The 21,582-nt window shown below is 70.6% G+C and carries 2 protein-coding genes; both read left to right on the forward strand.

All coding sequences use genetic code 11. The features are described 5' to 3' along the window. The first annotated feature begins 8 nt into the window (after positions 1–8). A complete protein-coding gene (locus tag ACJX2R_RS45645; protein ID WP_413106119.1) occupies positions 9–11,330 on the forward strand; it encodes a type I polyketide synthase in 11,322 nt (3,773 codons plus the stop codon). Positions 11,331–11,415: 85 nt separating this feature from the next. Then, positions 11,416–21,573: a type I polyketide synthase gene (locus tag ACJX2R_RS45650; RefSeq protein WP_413104901.1), complete on the forward strand. Its 10,158-nt coding sequence runs from the start codon at positions 11,416–11,418 to the stop codon at positions 21,571–21,573. Positions 21,574–21,582: the final 9 nt, after the last annotated feature.

Consider the following 21,582-nt stretch of genomic DNA (forward strand, 5'->3'; position numbering starts at 1 on the left):
GAGAGGTTCTGATGTCGGAACAAGAAAAGCTGCTCGCATACCTCCGGCGGGTGACGGCTGATCTGCACCAGACGCGGCAGCGTCTCCAGGATGTGGAGTCGGCGGCCCGGGAGCCGATCGCGATCGTCGGGATGAGCTGCCGGTTCCCCGGCGGGGTGCGCTCCCCGGAGGAGTTCTGGCGGCTGCTGAGCGGGGCCGAGGACGCCATCACACCGTTTCCCGAGGACCGCGGCTGGGACCTCGACTCGCTCTATGACGCGGACGCTGATCGGCCGGGTACCTCGTATGCGCGTGAGGGTGGGTTCCTGCACGACGTCGGCGACTTCGACGCCGATTTCTTCGGGATCTCGCCGCGTGAGGCGCTGGCGATGGACCCCCAGCAGCGGTTGCTGCTGGAGACCTCGTGGGAGGCGATTGAGGGGGCGGGTATTGATCCGGCCTCGCTCAAGGGCAGCCGGTCCGGGGTCTTCGTCGGGGCGGTGGCCCCTGACTACGGGCCGCGGGTGCACGAGGCCCCCAGTGGTGTCGAGGGTCATCTGGTGACCGGCAGCGCCTTCAGCGTCGTGTCCGGGCGCGTGGCCTACACCCTGGGTCTGGAGGGTCCGGCGGTGACGGTGGACACCGCGTGTTCCTCGTCGCTGGTGGCTCTGCATCTGGCGGTGCAGGCGCTGCGTCAGGGTGAGTGTTCCCTGGCTCTGGCCGGTGGTGTCACCGTCATGGCCACGCCCGGCACGTTTGTTGGTTTCAGCCGTCAACGTGGGCTTGCGGCGGACGGGCGGTGCAAGCCGTTCGCTGCGGGGGCGGACGGTTTCGGGCCTGCTGAGGGTGTGGGCATGCTGTTCCTGGAGCGGCTGTCCGACGCACAGCGCAATGGGCATCGTGTGTTGGCGATTGTGCGGGGTACGGCGATCAATCAGGACGGTGCGAGCAGTGCGCTGTCCGCTCCCAACGGCCCGTCCCAGCAGCGGGTGATCCGTCAGGCGCTGGCCAACGCCGGGCTCACGGCCGGGCAGGTCGACGCCGTGGAGGCGCATGGGACGGGGACGTCGCTGGGTGATCCGATCGAGGCACAGGCGCTGCTGGCCACGTACGGCCGTGAGCGTACGGCGGATGATCCGCTGCGGCTGGGGTCGGTGAAGTCGAACATCGGTCATACGCAGGCGGCCGCCGGTGTGGCGGGTGTGATGAAGATGGTGCTGGCGATGCGGCACGGCGTGCTGCCGCCCACCTTGCACATCGAGGAGCCGTCCCCGCACGTGGACTGGGCGACGGGCACCGTCGAACTCCTCGCCGAGGCCACCGCGTGGCCCGAGGGTGAGGAGCCGCGCCGGGCCGGTGTGTCCTCGTTCGGCATCAGCGGCACCAATGCCCACGCCATCATCGAGCAGGCGCCGTCGCCGGCCGCCACCGACACCGCTTCTGACGCGGACGTGGCGGAGGAGACGGAGGCGCCCCGGACGGCGTTGCCGCTCGTCCCCTGGCTGCTGTCGAGCAAGTCAGAGGCGGCGCTGCGCGCCCAGGCCAGGCGGCTGCTGGAGCATGTGGAGCGGCACCCGGAGGTCGCGGCCGAGGACATCGGATTCTCCCTCGCCACGACGCGGACCGCCTTCGAGCACCGTTCGGTCGTGCTGGCCTCCGATCGTGCGGAGGCCGTACGGGCGCTGACTGATCACCTCGCGGGACGGGGCGGCTCCGAGCTGGTCGAAGGCGTTGCCAAGCGCAGTGCCGGGGTTGCCTTCGTCTTCCCCGGTCAGGGGTCGCAGTGGGTGGGGATGGCGGCGGGGCTGCTGGATTCCTCGCCGGTGTTCGCGGAGCGGATCGAGGAGTGCGCGGCGGCCCTGGCGCCGCATGTGGACTGGTCGCTGGTGGAGGTGTTGCGCGGCGGTGAGGGTGCCGCGGAGGCGTTGGAGCGGGTGGATGTGGTGCAGCCCGTGTTGTGGGCGGTGATGGTGTCGCTGGCGGAGTTGTGGCGTTCGTACGGTGTGGAGCCTGCGGCGGTCATCGGTCATTCGCAGGGTGAGATCGCGGCGGCGTGTGTGGCGGGTGCGTTGTCGCTGGAGGATGCCGCGAAGGTGGTGGCGCTGCGCAGCCAGGCGATCCGGGCGCTGTCCGGGCGCGGGGGCATGGTGTCGGTCTCGCTGCCCGTGGAGGCGTTGCGGGAGCGGCTCGCGACCTGGGGTGAGCGGCTGTCGGTGGCGGCGGTGAACGGCCCCTCGGCGGTCGTGGTCTCCGGCGACGTCGACGCGCTGGAGGAGCTGCTGGCGGCCTGCGAGGCGGAGGAGATCCGGGCCCGCCGGATCCCCGTGGACTACGCCTCGCACTGCGCCCATGTCGAGGCCATCGAGGACGAGCTTCGGCAGACCCTCGCGGGAATCGCCCCGCGCTCGTCGTCGGTGCCGTTCTATTCGACGGTGACCGGCGGTGTGCTGGACACGGCCGGGCTGGACGCGGGCTACTGGTACCGCAATCTGCGCGGGACCGTGCGTTTCGACGAGACCGTGCGGGTGCTTCTCGATGAGGGATTCCAGACGTTCGTGGAGGCCAGTGCGCATCCGGTGCTGACCATGGGCATCGAGCAGACGGCCGAGGACCACGGCACTCCCGTGGCGGCCGTCGGTTCGCTGCGCCGCGACGAAGGCGGCCCGGAAAGGTTCCTGACCTCCCTGGCCGAGGCCCACGTCGGAGGCATCGCCGTGGACTGGCGGACGGTGTTCGCCGGAACCGGTGCGCACCCCGTCGACCTGCCCACCTACGCCTTCCAGCGCCAGCGCTACTGGCTGGACGCCAACCCGGTTGTCGAGGCAGCCGCCGGTAACGGCTTGAGCGCGGATGCGGTGGACGCCCGCTTCTGGGAGGCGGTGGAGCGCGAGGACCTGGAGGCGCTGACACGGACGTTGGAGGTGGCGGACGAGGAGCAGCAGTCGTCGTTGACGGCGTTGCTTCCGGCGCTGTCGTCCTGGCGCCGTCAGCGGCGTGAGCAGAACACGGTGGACGGCTGGCGCTACCAGGCGGTCTGGAAGCCCCTGGCGTCCGCGTCCGAGGCCACGCTCTCGGGCACCTGGCTCGTGGCCCTTCCGGAAGGCCGTGGTGACGATGTATTGGTCGCCACCGTGCTGGACGGGCTGGCCGGGCGCGGTGCGCATGTGGTTCGCGTAGCCGTCGGGGCGGCGGATGACCGTGAGGCGATCACGGAGCGGCTGCGCGTGGCCCTCGAAGGCGCAGCCGCGGCGCCGTCGGGCGTGGCGGGTGTGTTCTCGCTGCTGGGGCTGGACGAGTCGGCACATGAGTCCTTCGAGGTGGTCCCGGCCGGGCTGGCGGCGACGGTGGGCCTGGTTCAGGCGCTGGGTGACGCGGGTGTGGTGGCTCCGCTGTGGTGCGCCACTCGGGGTGCGGTGTCGGTGGGGCGTTCCGACCGGCTGGTGAGCCCGGTGCAGTCGATGGTGTGGGGCCTGGGCCGGATCCTGGAGGCGGAGTACCCCCAGCGCTGGGGCGGCGCCGTGGACCTGCCCGAGACCATGGACGACCGCGCGATGACCCGTCTGGCCGGAGTGCTGGCGGGCACCGAGGGCGAGGACCAGGTCGCGGTGCGCGGGTCCGGCGTCTTCGCCAAGCGGCTGGTGCGGGCCTCCGCGCCTGAGGCCACGGCCGCGGATGGCTGGCGTCCGAGTGGTTCGGTGCTGGTGACCGGTGGTACGGGTGCGCTGGGTGGCCATGTGGCCCGGTGGCTGGCGCGTACCGGTGCCGAGCATCTGGTGCTGACGAGCCGTAGTGGTATGGAGGCCGAGGGCGCCGCCGAGCTGAAGGCGGAGCTGGAAGGGCTGGGTGCCCGGGTGACGGTGGCGGCGTGTGACGCGGCCGACCGGGATGCGCTGGCCGAGGTGCTGGAGGCGATCCCGCGGGAGTTCCCGCTGACCGCCGTGGTGCATACGGCTGGTGTGCTGGACGACGGTGTGGTGGACGCGCTGACGGTGCGTCGGGCGGCCGGGGTGCTCCGTCCGAAGGTGGACGCGACCCGGAATCTGCATGAGCTGACCGCGGGGATGGATCTCTCGGCGTTCGTGCTGTTCTCCTCCGCGGCGGCCACATTGGGCGGTCCGGGTCAGGGCAGCTACGCGGCGGGTAACGCCTACCTCGACGCGCTGGCGTCGCAGCGGCGCGCGGACGGCCTTCCGGCCACGTCCATCGCCTGGGGCGCCTGGGCCGGCGGCGGCCTCGTCACGGATGAGGTCGGCGAGCGGATGGGCCGGTCGGGGATTCTGGCCATGGCCCCCGAGCTGGCGATTTCGGCGCTCCAGCAGGCCCTGGACCACGACGAGACGTTCCTCGCGGTCGCGGACATCGACTGGACGCGCCTCGATGCCGAATCCCCCGACGCTCCCCTCTTCCGCCAGTTGCGCAGCGCGCGGAGCGCGACCACGGAGAAGCAGCCCACGGCAGGCAGTGCCCTCCCCGGACGGGCGGAACTGCGCGACCGGCTGGAAGCCATGCCCCGGGAGAAGCGCGAAGCGGCGCTGCGGGATCTGGTGCGTGCCCAGGCCGCCGATGTCCTCGCGCACGACAGCGTGGACGCGGTCGCCCCGGACCGTGCCTTCCGGGACCTCGGCTTCGACTCGCTGACCGCCGTTGAGCTGCGCAACCGGATCGGTGCGGCGACCGGGCTGCGGCTGCCGGTCAGCCTGGTCTTCGACTACCCCACGCCGACGGTGCTGGCGCGGTTCCTGCACGGTGAGATGTTCGGCACCGAGGAAGGCGGGGTCGCCGAGACGGCGCCGACCCGCTCGGACTCGTTCGACGAGCCCATCGCGATCGTGGCGATGAGCTGCCGGTTCCCGGGCGGTGTGCGGACTCCCGAGCAGCTGTGGGACATCGTGAACGCCGGAGTCGACACGATCTCCGGCTTCCCCGACGACCGTGGCTGGGACCTCGACGGGCTGTACGACCCCGACCCGGACAAGCCGGGCACGACCTACGCCAGCACCGGCGGATTCCTGGACAACGTCACCGACTTCGACCCGGACTTCTTCGGCATCTCACGGCGTGAGGCCCTGGCCATGGACCCCCAGCAGCGGCTGCTGCTGGAGACCTCCTGGGAGGCGTTCGAGCGCGCCGGTATCGACCCGGCGACGCTGCGCGGCAGCCAGGCGGGTGTCTTCATCGGCTCGAACTACCAGGACTACAGCGGGCGGGCCGTGAGCGCGCCGGAGGGTGTGCAGGCCTATCTCGGACTCGGCAGCGCGTCGAGCGTCGCCTCCGGCCGCCTCTCCTACACCTTCGGCTTCGAGGGCCCGGCCGTGACGGTGGACACCGCGTGCTCGTCGTCGCTGGTCGCGCTGCACCTGGCCGCGCAGTCGCTGCGCCAGGGCGAGTGCGACATGGCGCTGGCCGGCGGTGTGACGGTCATGGCCACGCCGGGCACGTTCGTCGAGTTCAGCGCCCAGCGCGTGCTCTCGCCGGACGGACGCTGCAAGGCCTTCTCCGCCGGGGCCGATGGCACTGGCTGGTCGGAGGGTGTGGGGCTGCTGCTGGTGGAGCGGCTGTCGGACGCCCGGCGCAAGGGCCACAAGGTGCTGGCCGTCGTGCGGGGCTCGGCGATCAACCAGGACGGCGCCTCCAACGGTCTGACGGCGCCCAACGGCCCGTCGCAGCAGCGCGTGATCGGCAAGGCCCTCGAGAACGCGGGTCTGTCGGCCGCCGACGTGGACGCGGTCGAGGCCCATGGCACGGGTACGTCGCTGGGTGACCCGATCGAGGCGCAGGCGCTGCTGGCCACGTACGGCCAGGGGCGGCCGGAGGACCGGCCGCTGTGGCTGGGCTCCATCAAGTCCAACATCGGCCACTCGCAGGCGGCGGCCGGTGTGGCCGGAGTCATCAAGATGGTGATGGCCATGCGCGAGGGCGTGCTGCCGAAGACGCTCCACGCGGACGAGCCCTCACCGCATGTCGACTGGACCAGTGGCGCCGTGTCCCTGCTGCACGAGGCGACCCCGTGGCCGGAGACGGACCACCCGCGCCGGGCGGCCGTGTCGTCCTTCGGGATCAGCGGCACCAACGCGCACACCATCATCGAGGCGGCCGACGCCGTCGAGTCGCCGTCGCCGGAGACGGGCGGCGAGGCCACCGGATCCCCGGCCGGCCTCGCGGTGGTTCCATGGCTGCTCTCCGCCGGCAGCCCTGACGCGCTGAGCGCTCAGGCCGGGCGACTGCTGGAGTTCGACGGTGTGGGTACCGCACACGCCAATGACCTCGCCGACATCGGCTATTCGCTGGCGACGACACGTTCCGCCCTGCCCTACCGTGCGGTTGTGGTCGCCGAAGAGCCGGCGCAGTTCCGGTCCGGACTCGACGCTCTGGCGGCGGGCAGGAACGCGGCCACGCTGATCCAGGGCGTGGCGCGGGCCGAGCACAAGACGGCGTTCCTCTTCTCGGGCCAGGGTGCGCAGCGGCTCGGCATGGGCCGGGAGCTGTACGACGCCTTCCCGGTGTTCGCCCAGGCGCTGGACGCGGTGTGCGCCCATCTCGATGTGCTGCTCGACCGTCCGCTCACCGAGGTGATGTTCGCGGCCGAGGACAGCGCGGACGCCGAGCTGCTGAACCAGACGGCGTTCACCCAGCCCGCGCTGTTCGCCATCGAGGTGGCGCTGTTCCGGCTGCTGGAGCACTGGGGTGTCACCCCGGATGTGCTGATCGGCCACTCCATCGGTGAGGTCGCCGCCGCGCATGTGGCGGGTGTCTTCTCGCTGGAGGACGCGTGCGCGCTGGTGGCCGCGCGTGGGCGACTGATGCAGGCGCTCCCCGAGGGCGGCGCGATGGTGGCGGTGCAGGCGCCCGAGGAGGAGATCGCCGCGTCGCTGGCCGGTCGTGAGGCCGAGGTGAGCATCGCCGCCGTCAACGGCCCGACCTCCGTGGTCATCGCGGGCGATGAGGCCGCGGTGCTGGAGATCGCCGGACAGTGGGAGCGCGAGGGCCGTAAGACGCGTCGCCTGCGCGTCAGCCACGCCTTCCACTCCCCGCGCATGGACGGGGTGCTCGGCGACTTCCGGAAGGTCGTCGAGGGGCTGTCGTTCGCCTCGCCGACCCTCTCCCTGGTCTCCAACGTCACCGGCACGTCGGCCGACGCGGACGAGGTGTGCTCGCCGGAGTACTGGGTGCGCCATGTGCGGGAGGCGGTGCGGTTCGCGGACGGGGTACGGGCCCTGGAGCGACTGGGTGTGACGTCGTTCGTGGAGGTGGGCCCGGACGGTGTGCTCACCGCGATGGCCCAGGACTGCCTGGCGGCTGAGGAGTCCGATGGAGGGCCCGCTCCCTCCCTCGTGCCCGTGCTGCGCAAGGACCGGCCCGAGATCCAGTCGCTGACCATGGCGCTGGCCGAACTCCACGTCCACGGCACTACGGTGAAGTGGGACGCGGTGTTCGCCGGGCGTGGCGCCCGGCGGGTGGAGCTGCCCACCTACGCCTTCCAGCGGCAGCGCTACTGGCTCGAATCGGCGTCGGCCGCCGGCGGGGATGTGACCTCGGCGGGGCTGGACTCGCCCGACCACCCGCTCCTCGGCGCCGCCGTCGCCCTGGCCGACACCGACTCCTACCTGTTCACCGGCCGCCTGTCCGTCGCCACCCAGCCATGGCTGGCCGACCACGTCTTCGCGGAGACCGTTCTCTTCCCGGGCACGGCCTTCGTGGAAGTGGCCCTGCGCGCGGCACAGCAGGTGGGCTACGAGCGGCTGGACGAGCTGACCATCGAGACGCCGCTGGTCCTGCCCGAACGGGGCGCGGCCCAGATCCAGCTCATCGTGGGCGAGCCGGACGAGTCCGGAGCCCGTTCGCTCAACCTGTACTCCAGGCCCGAGGACGCCCAGCCGGACGGTCCCTGGACACGCCACGCGACCGGCCTGCTCACCAGGGACCCGTCCACCACGGCACCGGAGTCCGCGGCCGCCGACTTCGCCGTGTGGCCGCCCGCGGAGGCGAAGCCGATCGACGTGGCTGACCTCTACGACCAGTTCATCGATGTCGGCTTCGCCTACGGTCCGGCCTTCCAGGGGCTGCGAGCCGCCTGGCGCCGTGGCGACGAGATCTTCGCCGAGGTCGACCTGCCCGAGACGCAGGAGACCGAGGCCGCGCGGTACGGCCTGCACCCGGCGCTGCTCGACGCCTCGCTGCACACCGTCGCGTTCAAGTCGTCCGGCACCGATGGCAGCGCCCTTCCGTTCTCGTGGAACGGGGTGACCCTCCACACCGGTGGTGCGTCCGCACTGCGCGTGCGGCTTGCGAGCGGCGGTGGGGACGCGGTCTCCCTGCACGCCACCGACACCTCCGGCGCACTCGTCGCCTCGGTCGACTCCCTCGTGCTGCGGCCCGTGGCCCCGGAGCAGGTGAACTCCGTCCAGCCGTACGAGTCGCTGTACCAGGTCGAATTGGTGCCCGTGGACGTGTCCCGCGCCCCGGAGACGGGCGGTGGGGCGGCCGGGCGCTGGGCGCTCGTCGGGCCCGACCAGGCCGAGGTGACCGGCGTCCTCGGATCGGCCGGTGTCACCGTGGACACCTACCCGGACCTCGCGGCCCTGGCCGAGGCCATCGGCGGGGGCGCGACCGCGCCCGACGTCGTACTGGCCTCCACCGTGTCCCGTAGCCGCCGGACGCAGCACCTGGCGGAGGCGGTACGGGAAGTCAGCCACTACGCTCTCGGCCTGCTCAAGAGCTGGCTGGTCGACGACCGCTTCGGCGCCTCCCGCCTGGTGTTCCTCACCCGGGGAGCCATCGCCGCGGGCGGCGATGCCGATGTGGCCGACCCCGCCGGCGCGGCCGTCTGGGGCCTGGTGCGCTCGGCCCAGTCCGAGAACCCCGACCGGTTCGTCCTGGTCGACCTGGACGGCCAGGAAGGCTCACGCCGGATCCTCCCGGCGCTGCTCGCCGCCGATGAGCCGCAGGCCGTGGTCCGCGAGGGCACGGTGCTCGGCCAGCGGATGGCCCGGGTCTCCTCGGGTACCGCGTTGCTGCCGCCCGCCGGAATCCGGGAATGGCGCCTGGACATGCACACCAAGGGGGTCTTGGAGGATCTGGCGCTGCTGCCCAGCCCCGATGCCACCGAAGCCCTGGGCGAGAACGACATCAGGGTCGAGATGCGCGCCGCGGGCCTGAACTTCCGCGATGTGCTCAACGCCCTGGGGATGTACCCCGGTGAGGCCGGGCCGCTCGGTACCGAGGGCGCCGGTGTGGTGACCGAGGTCGGCTCCGCGGTCAAGGACCTGGTGCCGGGCGACAAGGTGATGGGCATCTTCAGCGGGTCGTTCGGCCCGGTCGCCATCACCGACCGGCGGGTGGTCGCCCGGATTCCGGACGGCTGGACGTTCGAGCAGGCGGCTTCCACGCCGATCGTGTTCCTGACGGCGTATTACGCCATGGTGGATCTGGGTGGTCTCCAGGCCGGTCAGTCGGTGCTGGTGCATTCGGCGGCCGGTGGTGTGGGCATGGCCACGCTCCAGTTGGCGCGGTATCTCGGCGCCGAGGTCTTCGGTACGGCGAGCGAGGGCAAGTGGGACACCCTGCGTTCGTTGGGTCTGGACGACGAGCACATCGCGTCGTCGCGGACGCTGGACTTCGAGAAGCGTTTCTTGGATGTGACCGGCGGGCGCGGTGTGGACGTGGTGCTCGACGCGCTGGCGCGGGAGTTCGTGGACGCGGGCCTGCGCCTGCTGCCGCGCGGTGGTCGGTTCCTGGAGATGGGCAAGACCGACGTCAGGGTGGAGGAGGAGGTGGCCGCCGAATACGGCGGGGTGTCTTACCAGGCGTTCGATCTGATGGAGGCGGGGCCCGATCGCATCCAGGAGATGTGGGGCGAGCTGATCTCGCTGTTCGAGGGCGGGGTGCTGCGGCCGTTGCCGGTGCGTTCCTGGGATGTGCGCAGGGCGCCCGAGGCCTTCCGTTTCATCAGTCAGGCCCGGCATACCGGCAAGGTGGCGCTGACCATCCCGAGGAGGCTGGACGGTTCGGGGACGGTGCTGGTCACGGGTGGTACGGGTGGTCTGGGCGCGCTGCTGGCCCGTCATCTGGTGGTGGAGCACGGTGTTGAGCGTCTGGTGCTGACGAGCCGTCGTGGCGTGGAGGCGCCGGGTGCGGCGGAGTTGGTGGCGGAACTGGCCGGGCTCGGTGCCGAGGCACAGGCCGTGGCATGTGATGTCGCCGACCGCGACTCCCTCGCCGCGCTTCTGGCCTCCCTGCCGGCCGAGCACCCGCTCACCGCCGTGATTCACACCGCCGGTGTGCTGGACGACGGCGTCGTCGAGGCACTCACTCCCGAGCGCGTCGACCGTGTGCTGCGGCCCAAGGTCGACGCGGTGCTCAACCTGCACGAGCTGACCGCCGGCCTCGACCTGTCCGCGTTCGTGCTCTTCTCCTCGCTGTCCGGGATGCTCGGCGGCCCTGGCCAGGCCAACTACGCCGCCGCGAACGCCTTCCTGGACGCGTTCGCGCACCGGCGCCGGGCCGAGGGCCTTCCCGCCCAGTCACAGGCATGGGGGCTGTGGGAGCAGCGCAGTGGCATGACGGGCAAGCTGGACGAGGCCGATACGCGGCGTATCGCCCGGGACGGAGTGACCCCGATGGCCTCCGAGGAGGCCCTGGCCCTGTTCGACGCCGCTTGCGGCGTCGACGCGGCCATGCTGGTCCCGGCACGGCTCGACGCCTCGGCGTGGCGAGCCCAGGACGGGCCGATCCCGGCCCTGCTGCGAGGCATCATCCGGGCCACGGCTCGGCGCGGCCCCGCGAGGACGTCCACGGGCGGTTCCGGCGCCGACCCCGCCGAGCTGCGTCGCCGTATCGGCTCGATGAAGCCCGCGGCGCGGCAGCAGGCGCTCCTGGAACTGGTGACCGAGCACGCGGCCATGGCGCTGGGCCACGACGACGCTCGCATGATCGCCCCCGACCGCGGATTCCTCGATCTCGGCTTCGACTCGCTGACCGCGGTCGGACTGCGCAACCAGCTGGGCACGGTGACCGGCCTTCGGCTGCCCTCCACCCTGCTGTTCGACTACACGACGTCCAAGGCGCTGGCCGGGTATCTGGCGGAAGAACTCGTCGAGGAGGAGCCGGAAGCACTGGTGGTGCTGCCGGTCCTGTCGGAGCTGGAGAAGCTGGAGAGCTCCTTTGCCGAGGTGGTGGCGGACGAAGCCGCGAGGACACGCCTCACAACACGCTTGCAGCAGGTGCTGGCGAAGCTGACCGCAACGCAGCAGACACAGACGACGAACGGTGGGGTCGCCGCCGCCGAGAAGTTCGAGTCGGCGACCGACGACGAGATCTTCGACTTCCTCGACGAGGAGCTCGGAACGTCGTGACCGACACACGCCCCGTCCCTGGAAGTTACCGGCTGAAGGCATTCAACCCCCGGTCTTGGGGTTCTCAAAGGAGTGACAAGAGGCAGTGAGCGACACCAAGCTGCGCGATTACCTCAAGCGCGCGACGGCCAGTCTGCACGAGACTCGTCAGGAGCTGCGGGAACTCAAGGACAGGGACACGGAACCCATCGCGATCGTCGGCATGGGGTGCCGGTATCCCGGTGGGGTGGAGTCGCCGGAAGACCTGTGGGACCTGGTCGCCTCGGGCACCGACGCCATCTCCGCCTTCCCCGTGGACCGGGGGTGGGACGAGGACCTGTACGACCCGGACCCGGAGAAGCCGGGCAAGAGCTACACCCGTGAGGGTGGGTTCCTGTACGACGCGCACGGCTTCGACGCCCCGTTCTTCGGCATGAGCCCGCGCGAGGCGCTGGCGACCGATCCGCAGCAGCGGCTGCTGCTGGAGACCTCGTGGGAGGCGCTGGAGCGGGCGGGCATCGACCCGGCGTCCGTGCGCTCCAGCCGCACCGGTGTGTTCGTCGGTGTGCTTTACAACGACTACGGTTCCCGTATCCAGTCGATACCGGAGGGTTTCGAAGGCCACCTGGGCAACGGCAGCGCCGGAAGCGTCGCGTCCGGTCGCATCTCCTACACCTTCGGCTTCGAGGGCCCCGCGGTGACCGTGGACACGGCGTGCTCGTCGTCGCTCGTGGCGCTGCACCTGGCCGTGCAGTCGCTCCGCAAGGGCGACTGCACGCTGGCGCTCGCCGGAGGCGTGTCCACGATGGCGACGCCACAGGCGTTCGTCGAGTTCAGCCGTCAGCGGGGACTTTCCGTCGACGGCCGGTGCAAGGCGTTCGCCGCGTCGGCGGACGGCACGGGCTGGTCCGAGGGCGTGGGGATGCTGCTGCTGGAGCGGCTGTCGGACGCCCGGCGCAACGGACACCAGATACTCGCGGTGGTACGGGGCGTCGCCGTGAACCAGGACGGGGCGAGCAGCCGGTTGACCGCGCCCAACGGTCCCTCGCAGCAGCGGGTGATCCGCGACGCACTGCGGAACGCGGGCCTGTCGGCGGCCGATGTGGACGCGGTGGAGGCACACGGTACGGGTACGACGCTGGGTGACCCGATTGAGGCGCAGGCGCTGCTGGCCACCTATGGCAAGGAGCGCCGTGGGGCGGACCGGCCGCTGTGGCTGGGGTCGTTGAAGTCGAACATGGGGCACACCCAGGCGGCCGCCGGCGTGGGTGGCGTCATGAAGATGGTGCTGGCGATGCGGCATGGTGTGCTGCCGAAGACGCTGCATGTCGACGCTCCGTCGGAGCATGTGGACTGGTCGGCGGGGACGGTCGAGTTGTTGACCGAGGCGCGGGCGTGGCCGGAGACGGGGGAAGCACGCAGAGCCGGTGTGTCCTCGTTCGGTGTGAGCGGGACGAACGCGCATGTGATCTTGGAGCAGGCTCCGGAGGTCGAGGCGGCCGAGGTCGAGGCCGAGGAGTCCGCTGACGGTGGTGTCGCGGGCATCGCAGGCATCGCGGGTCCGGTGGCGTGGGTGGTGTCGGGTAAGAGTGATGCCGCGTTGCGGGCGCAGGCCGGGCGGTTGCGGGAGTTCGTGGCGGGGCGTCCGGAGTTGGGCGCCGCCGATGTGGCGTTTTCTCTGGTGGGTACGCGGTCGGTGTTCGAGCACCGTGGGGTGGTGACGGGGGCCGACCGCGAGGAGCTCCTGGAGCGGCTGGGCGCGTTGGCGGGGGATGAGGTCGCCTCGGGTGTCACGCGTGGTGTGGCGGACGTGCGCGGCCGCTCGGTGTTCGTGTTCCCCGGCCAGGGGGCGCAGTGGGTCGGCATGGCCGTGGGGCTGCTGGAGTCCTCGCCGGTGTTCGCGGAGGCGATTGGCGAGTGTGAGTCGGCGCTGTCGGCGTATGTGGACTGGTCGTTGACGGATGTGCTGCGTGGGGTTGAGGGTGCTCCTGGTTTTGACCGGGTGGATGTGGTGCAGCCGGTGTTGTTCGCGGTGATGGTGTCGTTGGCGAGGTTGTGGCGTTCGGTGGGTGTGGAGCCGGATGCGGTGATGGGTCACAGTCAGGGTGAGATCGCGGCGGCGTGTGTGGCGGGTGCGTTGTCGTTGGAGGATGCCGCGAAGGTGGTGGCGTTGCGGTCGCAGGCGATCGCGGTGGGGCTTGCGGGTCGTGGTGGCATGGTGTCGGTCGGGCTGGCGGTCGACCAGGTGGAAGAGCGTCTCGCCCGGTGGGGCGGCGCGATCTCGGTGGCGGCGGTGAACGGCCCGGGTTCGGTCGTGGTGTCGGGTGATCCGGGTGCGTTGGATGAGATGGTCGCGGAGCTGGAGGGTGAGGAGGTGCGTGTTCGCCGGGTTCCGGTGGACTACGCGTCGCACTCGGCGCATGTGGAGGGGATCCGCGAGGAGCTGCTGAAGGTTCTGGCGGGTATCGCGCCGCGTTCGTCGGAGGTGCCGTTCTACTCGACGGTGTCCGGTGAGCTGGTGGACACCGCAGGGCTGGACGCGGAGTACTGGTACCGCAACCTGCGGCAGACCGTCGAGCTGGAGGCCACCACCCGCACGCTGTTGGACGACGGCCACTCCGTCTTCATCGAGGCGAGCCCGCACCCGGTGCTGACTCTGCCGGTGCAGCAGACCGTGGAGGCCGCTGAGACCCAGGCGGTGGTCGTCGGCACGCTGCGGCGTGACGAGGGCGGCCCGGAGCGGTTCCTGACCTCCGCCGCCGAGCTCTATGTCAGCGGGGTCGGTGTGGATTGGCGGAAGGTGTTCGCCGGCCACGGTGCCCGCCGTGTCGAGCTGCCGACGTATGCCTTCCAGCGGGAGCGCTTCTGGCTTGACACTCCGGCGGGGGTGGGCGATGTGGGTTCGGTGGGGTTGGGCTCGCTGGGGCATCCGTTGCTGGGTGCGGTGGTGTCGTTGGCCAGCGGCGGTGGGGTGCTGCTGAGCGGGCGGTTGTCGCTGGCCACGCATGGGTGGCTGGCGGATCACGCCGTTCACGGGGTGACGTTGCTGCCCGGGACGGCGTTCATGGAGCTGGCGCTCCAGGCGGGCGATCAGGTCGGCTGTGGTCGGGTTGAGGAACTGATCCTGGAAGCGCCGCTGATCGTGCCTGAGAAGGGCGGGGTGCGCCTTCAGGTAGAGGTGGGGGAGGCGGATGCTTCCGGTTTCCGTGAGGTGGGTGTGTTCTCGCGGGAGGAAGCTGGGGGTGAGAGCGCCGCATGGGTGCAGCATGCCCATGGTGTGCTCGGTTCGGCCGTGCCCAGCTCCCAGGCTCAGTTCGACTTTGGTGTGTGGCCTCCGGTGGGGGCGGAGTCGGTTGATGTGTCGGGTGAGTATGTGCGGGCGGCGGAGAACGGGTTGGGGTATGGGCCGGTTTTCCAGGGGTTGAAGCGTGCGTGGCGGCGTGATGGTGAGGTGTTCGCGGAGGTCGAGCTTCCGGAGGGTGAGCGGGAGCGGGCGGGCCAGTTTGGGCTGCATCCGGCGTTGTTCGACGCGGCGTTGCATGCGATGGGTGTGAGCGAGGGTCTGGGCGGTGGTTCGGGGAGTCTGCTGCCGTTCTCCTGGCGTGGGTTTTCTCTGGAGGCGGTGGGTGCGACATCGCTGCGGGTGCGGCTGGCGCCGACGGGTGCTGGGTCGGATGCGGTGTCGGTGCTGGTGGGGGATGAGTCGGGGCGTGGGGTTGCGTCGGTCGAGTCGCTGGTCCTGCGACCAGTCGCAGCCGACCAGCTGAACGCCGTGGCTGGGGCGGCGCGGGATGCGCTGTTCCGCGTGGAGTGGGTGGAGGCGCCCGCGGCTGTGGTGGCGGGGGGTGAGGTCGCGCCGCGGACAGAGGTTGTGCGGGTGGTCTCCGATGGTGTGGATGTGGTGGGCGAGACGTATGGGCGTGTGCTTGAGGTTTTGGAGCGGGCGCAGGGGTGGTTGGCGGATGAGGACCGTGCGGGTGAGCGGCTGGTGGTGGTGACCCGGGGCGCTGTTGATGCGGGCGATGGCGTAGGGGATTTGGCGGGGGCTGCGGTGTGGGGTCTGGTGCGGTCCGCGCAGGCGGAGAATCCCGGGCTCCTGGTGCTGGTGGACACCGATGACGTGGAGGGAGTCGCGGACGTTCTCCCCGGGGTGCTTGCTCTGGGTGAGGAGCAGGTGGTGGTGCGGTCGGGTGCGGTGCGGGTGCCGCGTTTGGGCCGGTCGTTGCCTTCGGGTGACGCTCCGGAGTCGGGTGGGTTTGGTTCGGGTGCGGTGCTGGTGACGGGTGGTACCGGTGTGCTGGGTGGTTTGGTGGCGCGGCATTTGGTGGCGCGGCATGGTGTCGGGAAGCTGGTGTTGTTGTCTCGTCGTGGTGCGGATGCGGCGGGTGCGGCCGAGTTGCGGGCCGGGTTGGAGGCTGTTGGTGCCGAGGTGGTGATCGCGGCGTGTGATGCTGCGGATCGTGAGGCTCTGGCGGGGGTGTTGTCGGGGTTGCCGGAGGGTTTTGGTCTGAGTGGTGTGGTGCATGCGGCGGGTGTGCTCGATGACGGGCTGTTGACGTCGTTGACCCGTGAGCGGGTTGAGCCGGTGTTGCGGGCGAAGGTGGACGCGGCGTGGAATCTGCATGAGTTGACCGCGGGGATGGACCTGTCGGCGTTCGTGCTGTTCTCCTCGGCCACCGGTGTGCTGGGTGGTGCCGGGCAGAGCAACTATGCGGCGGCGAATGTGTTCCTGGACGGCCTGGCGTCCTGGCGCCGGGCTCAGGGACTGCCCGGGGTGTCGATGGCGTGGGGTCTGTGGGCCGAGGCCAGCGGCATGACCGGACACCTTGACGAGGAAGACCTGCGCAGGGTGTCGCGTTCGGGCCTGGTGCCGCTCTCCTCCGAGGAAGGGCTCGAACTGTTCGACGCCGCCCTGGCGTTGGACGAAAGCGTGCCGGTTCCGCTGCGGTTGGACGTCCCCGCGCTGCGTGCGCAGGGTGCCGAACTCCCCGCTCTCTTCCGCAACGTCGTGCCCAACGTGATGACGCGCCGCACCGCGCGATCGGAGCAGAGCGAAGGTCTTCCCGGCGAACTGCGTCGACGCCTCGCGGGTCTGCCGCGGACAACGCAGGACGAGATGCTGTTGGAGCTGGTCCGCGTTCAGACCGCGGCGGCCCTTGGGCACGCCACCCCCGCGACGGTGAACACGCGGCAGCCCTTCAAGGAACTCGGCTTCGACTCACTGATGGCTGTCGACCTGAGGAATCGGCTCACCGCGGAGACCGGCCTGCGACTGTCCGCCACGCTGGTCTTCGACTATCCGACCCCGATGGCACTCGTCGGTCACCTGCGCGACGAGATCCTGGGGGGCGACGCTGTCACCACATCGGCGGGCGCGGGTGTGCGGGCCGCGGCAGGCGCACCGGTGGACAGCGACCCCATCGTGATCGTGAGCATGAGCTGCCGGCTTCCGGGCGGGGTGCGGACGCCGGAGGAACTGTGGCACCTGATGATGGCGGGCACCGACGCGGTGTCCGAGTTCCCGTCCAATCGCGGTTGGGACCTCGACGGGATGTACGACCCGGACCCCGATCGGGAGGGCACGTACTACGTACGCCACGGCGGATTCCTCCATGACGCCGACCAGTTCGACCCGGCGTTCTTCGGGATTTCGCCGCGTGAGGCGCTGTCGATGGACCCGCAGCAGCGGCTGCTGCTGGAGACGTCGTGGGAGGCGTTCGAGCGGGCGGGAATCGATCCGGTGGCCAACCGGGGGAGCCGATCCGGCGTATTCGTCGGTGTCATGTACAACGACTACGCCACTCGTCTGCAAGGGAACGCTCCGGAAGGCTTCGAGGGCTCCCTCGGTACCGGCAGCGCGGGCAGTGTCGCGTCCGGTCGTATCTCGTACACCCTGGGTCTCGAGGGGCCGGCGGTGACGGTGGACACGGCGTGTTCGTCGTCGCTGGTGGCGCTGCATATGGCGGCTCAGGCACTGCGTCAGGGCGAGTGTGACCTGGCGCTGGCCGGCGGTGTCACGGTGATGTCGTCGCCGGGTGTGTTCGTGGAGTTCAGCCGTCAGCGGGGACTTTCTGTCGATGGCCGGTGCAAGCCGTTCTCGAACGAGGCGGACGGCACGGGCTGGGCCGAGGGCGTGGGGATGCTGCTCCTGGAGCGGCTGTCGGACGCCCGGCGCAAGGGTCACCCGGTGCTGGCGGTGGTCCGTGGCTCGGCGATCAACCAGGACGGCGCGTCGAACGGTCTGACGGCGCCCAATGGCCCGTCGCAGCAACGCGTGATCCGCCAGGCGCTGGCGAGCGCCGGCCTGGTGCCGGCCGACGTGGACGCGGTGGAGGCGCACGGGACCGGTACGCCTCTGGGCGACCCGATCGAGGCACAGGCAGTGCTGGCTACGTACGGGCAAGGGCGCCCCGAGGGCCGGCCACTGCTGTTGGGCTCGGTGAAGTCGAACATCGGCCATCCGCAGGCGGCAGCCGGTGTGACGGGTGTGATCAAGATGGTGATGGCGATGCGGCACGGGACACTGCCGAAGACGCTGCACCTTGATGAGCCGTCGAAGGAGGTGGATTGGTCGGCGGGTGAGGTGCGACTGCTGGCGGAAGCCACGGAGTGGCCGGAGACGGGCCATCCGCGTCGGGCCGGTGTGTCGTCGTTCGGAGTGAGCGGGACGAACGCGCACACCATTCTGGAACAGGCTCCGGAAGACGAGGCGGCCGAGGTCGCCGAGGCCGAGGTGGCCGGTGGCCCGGTGGCGTGGGTGGTGTCGGGCCGCGGCGCGGCCGGGCTGCGGGCGCAGGCCGAGCGGTTGCGGGAGTTCGTGACGGCCCATCCGGAGCTGGATGTTTCGGATGTGGCGCTGTCGCTGGCGACGACCAGGTCCTCGTTCGAGCATCGTGGTGTGGTGACCGGGGCCGATCGCGAGGAGCTCCTGGCTCGACTGGGCGCGCTGGCCGGGAATGAGCCCGGCCCTGGCGTCACGCGCGGTGTGGCGGATGTCCGGGGGCGCTCAGTGTTTGTGTTCCCGGGTCAGGGTGCGCAGTGGGTCGGCATGGCCGTGGGGCTGCTGGAGTCCTCGCCGGTGTTCGCGGAGGCGATCGGCGAGTGTGAGTCGGCTCTGTCGGCTTACGTGGACTGGTCGCTGACGGATGTGCTGCGTGGGGTTGAGGGTGCTCCTGGTTTTGACCGGGTGGATGTGGTGCAGCCGGTGTTGTTCGCGGTGATGGTGTCGTTGGCGAGGCTGTGGCGTTCGGTGGGTGTCGAGCCGGATGCCGTGATGGGTCACAGTCAGGGTGAGATCGCGGCGGCCTGTGTGGCGGGTGCGCTCTCGTTGGAGGATGCCGCGAAGGTGGTCACCCTGCGGTCGCAGGCGATCGCGGTGGGTCTTGCGGGTCGTGGTGGCATGGTGTCGGTCGGCCTGTCGGCGGATGCGGCCAAGGAGCGTATCGCCGCCTGGGACGGCGCGATTTCCGTCGCGGCGGTGAACGGCCCGGGTTCGGTCGTGGTGTCGGGTGACCCGGGTGCGCTGGATGAGATGGTGGCCCAGCTTGAGGGTGAGGAGGTGCGGGTCCGCCGGGTTCCGGTGGACTACGCCTCGCACTCCGCCCACGTGGAGGCGATTCACGAGGAGCTGCTGAAGGTCCTGGCGGACATCACGCCGCGTTCGTCGGAGGTGCCGTTCTACTCGACGGTGTCCGGTGAGCTGGTGGACACCGCAGGTCTGGACGCGGAGTACTGGTACCGCAACCTCCGCCAGACCGTCGAGCTGGAAGCCACCACCCGCGCACTGCTCGACAGCGGGCATGGCGTCTTCGTCGAGGCGAGCCCGCATCCCGTACTGATGCTGCCGTTGCAGCAGACCGTCGAGGCCGCTGAGGCCCAGGCGGTCGTCGTGGGCACGCTGCGGCGTGACGAGGGCGGTCTGGAGCAGTTCCTCACCTCCGCCGCCGAACTCCACGTCAGCGGGGCCGATGTCGACTGGCGGAAGGTGTTCGAGGGCCGCGGCGCCCGTCGGGTCGATTTGCCGACCTACGCCTTCCAGCGCCAGCGCTACTGGCTGGACGCGCCGGTTGATGAGGTGCCCGCCGGCGGTGCGGGGCCGGGCGCGGACAGTGTGGACGCGCGGTTCTGGGAGGCCGTCGAGCGCGAGGACCTGGAGGCGCTGGTCCGCACGCTGGAGGTGGACGACGAGGAGCAGCAGTCGTCCTTGACCGCGTTGCTTCCGGCGCTGTCGTCGTGGCGTCGTCAGCGGCGTGAGCGGAGCACGGTGGACGGCTGGCGCTACAGCGCCGCCTGGACATCCGTGGTGTCCGCCGCCGACACCACGCTCACCGGTACCTGGCTGGTCGTCGTCCCCAAGGTCTGTGGTGACGACGCGTTGCTCGCCTCGGTGGTGGACGGCGTGGCCGGGCGTGGCGCGCAGGTGGTTCGTGTCGTTGTCGACGCGGCCGATGGCCGTGAGGCGATGACGGAGCGGCTTCGTGCGGCGCTCGACGAGGCGGGAACGGACCCGGCAGGCGTGTCGGGTGTGTTGTCGCTGCTGGGGCTGGACGAGTCGGCGCACGGATCGTTCGAGGTGGTCCCGGCCGGGCTGGCGGCGACGGTGGGACTGGTCCAGGGGCTGGGCGACGCCGGAGTGGTGGCCCCGCTGTGGTGCGGGACGCGGGGCGCGGTGTCGGTTAGTCGCTCAGAACCGCTGGTGAGCCCGACCCAGGCGATGGTCTGGGGGTTGGGGCGGATCGTGGAAGCGGAATATCCCCAGCGGTGGGGCGGTCTGGTCGACCTGCCCGAGACCATGGACAGCCGTGCGATGGACCGTCTGGCCGGTGTACTGGCCGGTGCGGAGGCCGAGAACCAGGTCGCGATACGTGGTTCGGGGGTGTTCGCCAAGCGGCTGGTGCGGGCCTCGGCGCCGGAGAGCTCGACCGGGGACGGCTGGCGGCCCACCGGTTCGGTGCTGGTGACCGGTGGTACCGGTGCGCTGGGTGGTCATGTGGCGCGGTGGTTGGCGCGTGCGGGTGCCGAACATCTGGTGCTGACCAGCCGGCGGGGTATGGAGGCCGAGGGTGCCGCCGAGTTGAAGGCGGAGCTGGAGGCCGTGGGCGCCCGGGTGACGGTGGCGGCGTGTGACGTGGCGGACCGTGCGGCGCTGGCGGCGGTGCTGGAGGGGATTCCCGGACAGTCGCCGTTGAGCGCGGTGGTGCATACGGCGGGGGTGCTCGATGACGGTGTGATCGATGCGCTGACGGTTCAGCGGGCGGCCGGGGTGTTGCGTCCGAAGGTGGCCGCGGCGCGGAATCTGCATGAGCTGACCGCCGGGATGGATCTGTCGGCGTTCGTGCTGTTCTCCTCGGCGGCGGGCACGATAGGCGGCCCGGGACAGGGGAGTTACGCGGCGGGTAACGCGTTCCTGGACGCGCTGGCGGCGCGGCGGCGCGCGGACGGCCTTCCGGCGACCTCCATCGCCTGGGGCGCCTGGGCCGAAAGCGGCATGGTGGTCGACGAGGATCTCGACGATTACATGAACCGCAACGGTGTCGCCCCGATGAACCCGGAACTGGCGATCTCCGCGCTCCAGCGCGTTCTTGACCTGGACGAGACCTACGCCCTTGTGGTCGATGCCGCATGGGAGCGCTTCGGGGGCGAACTGGGTGGGGCCCGGCCGACGCCACTGCTGACCGAGTTGGTGAAGAGGCGGCAGTCGAACGCGTCGTCCGAGCCCTCGGACCCGGCACCGGCCGAGTTGGCCGCGGCGGAGCTGCGTGCGGAGCTGGAGGGGCTCTCCTCGGCGAAGCGTCAGCGTTCCCTGCGCAAGCTGGTGCGGCAGCACGTCGCCGCGGTCCTGGTGCATGCGACTCCCGAGGCCGTCGAGAGCGACCAGTCGTTCAGGGAGCTGGGCTTCGACTCGCTGACGGCCGTTCAGCTCCGGAACCGATTGAGCGCGATCACCGGCCTGGAACTGCCGACCACGCTGGCGTTCGACTACCCGAATCTCACCGTATTGGCCGAGCATCTGGAGACGAATATGTTTCCGCGGGCCGATGGGGCTGAGCTGAAGGACCCGGAGGAGGACCGGATTCGCGAGGCGTTGGCCTCCATTCCGCTCGCGCGGTTCCGTGAAGCTGGGCTGATGGACGCCCTTCTGGAACTTGCCCAGAGCTCGGAGAGCGGTTCTGAGTTGGAGCCCCAAGAAGGAATGAACAGCGCGGTCGACGCGATGGATGTCGACGACCTCGTCCAGAGGGCACTGGGCGGCGCAGACCTCTGATGTTTTTGG

The organism is Streptomyces sp. Inha503, from assembly GCF_047215865.1.
Classification (GTDB): Bacteria; Actinomycetota; Actinomycetes; order Streptomycetales; family Streptomycetaceae; genus Streptomyces; species Streptomyces lycopersici.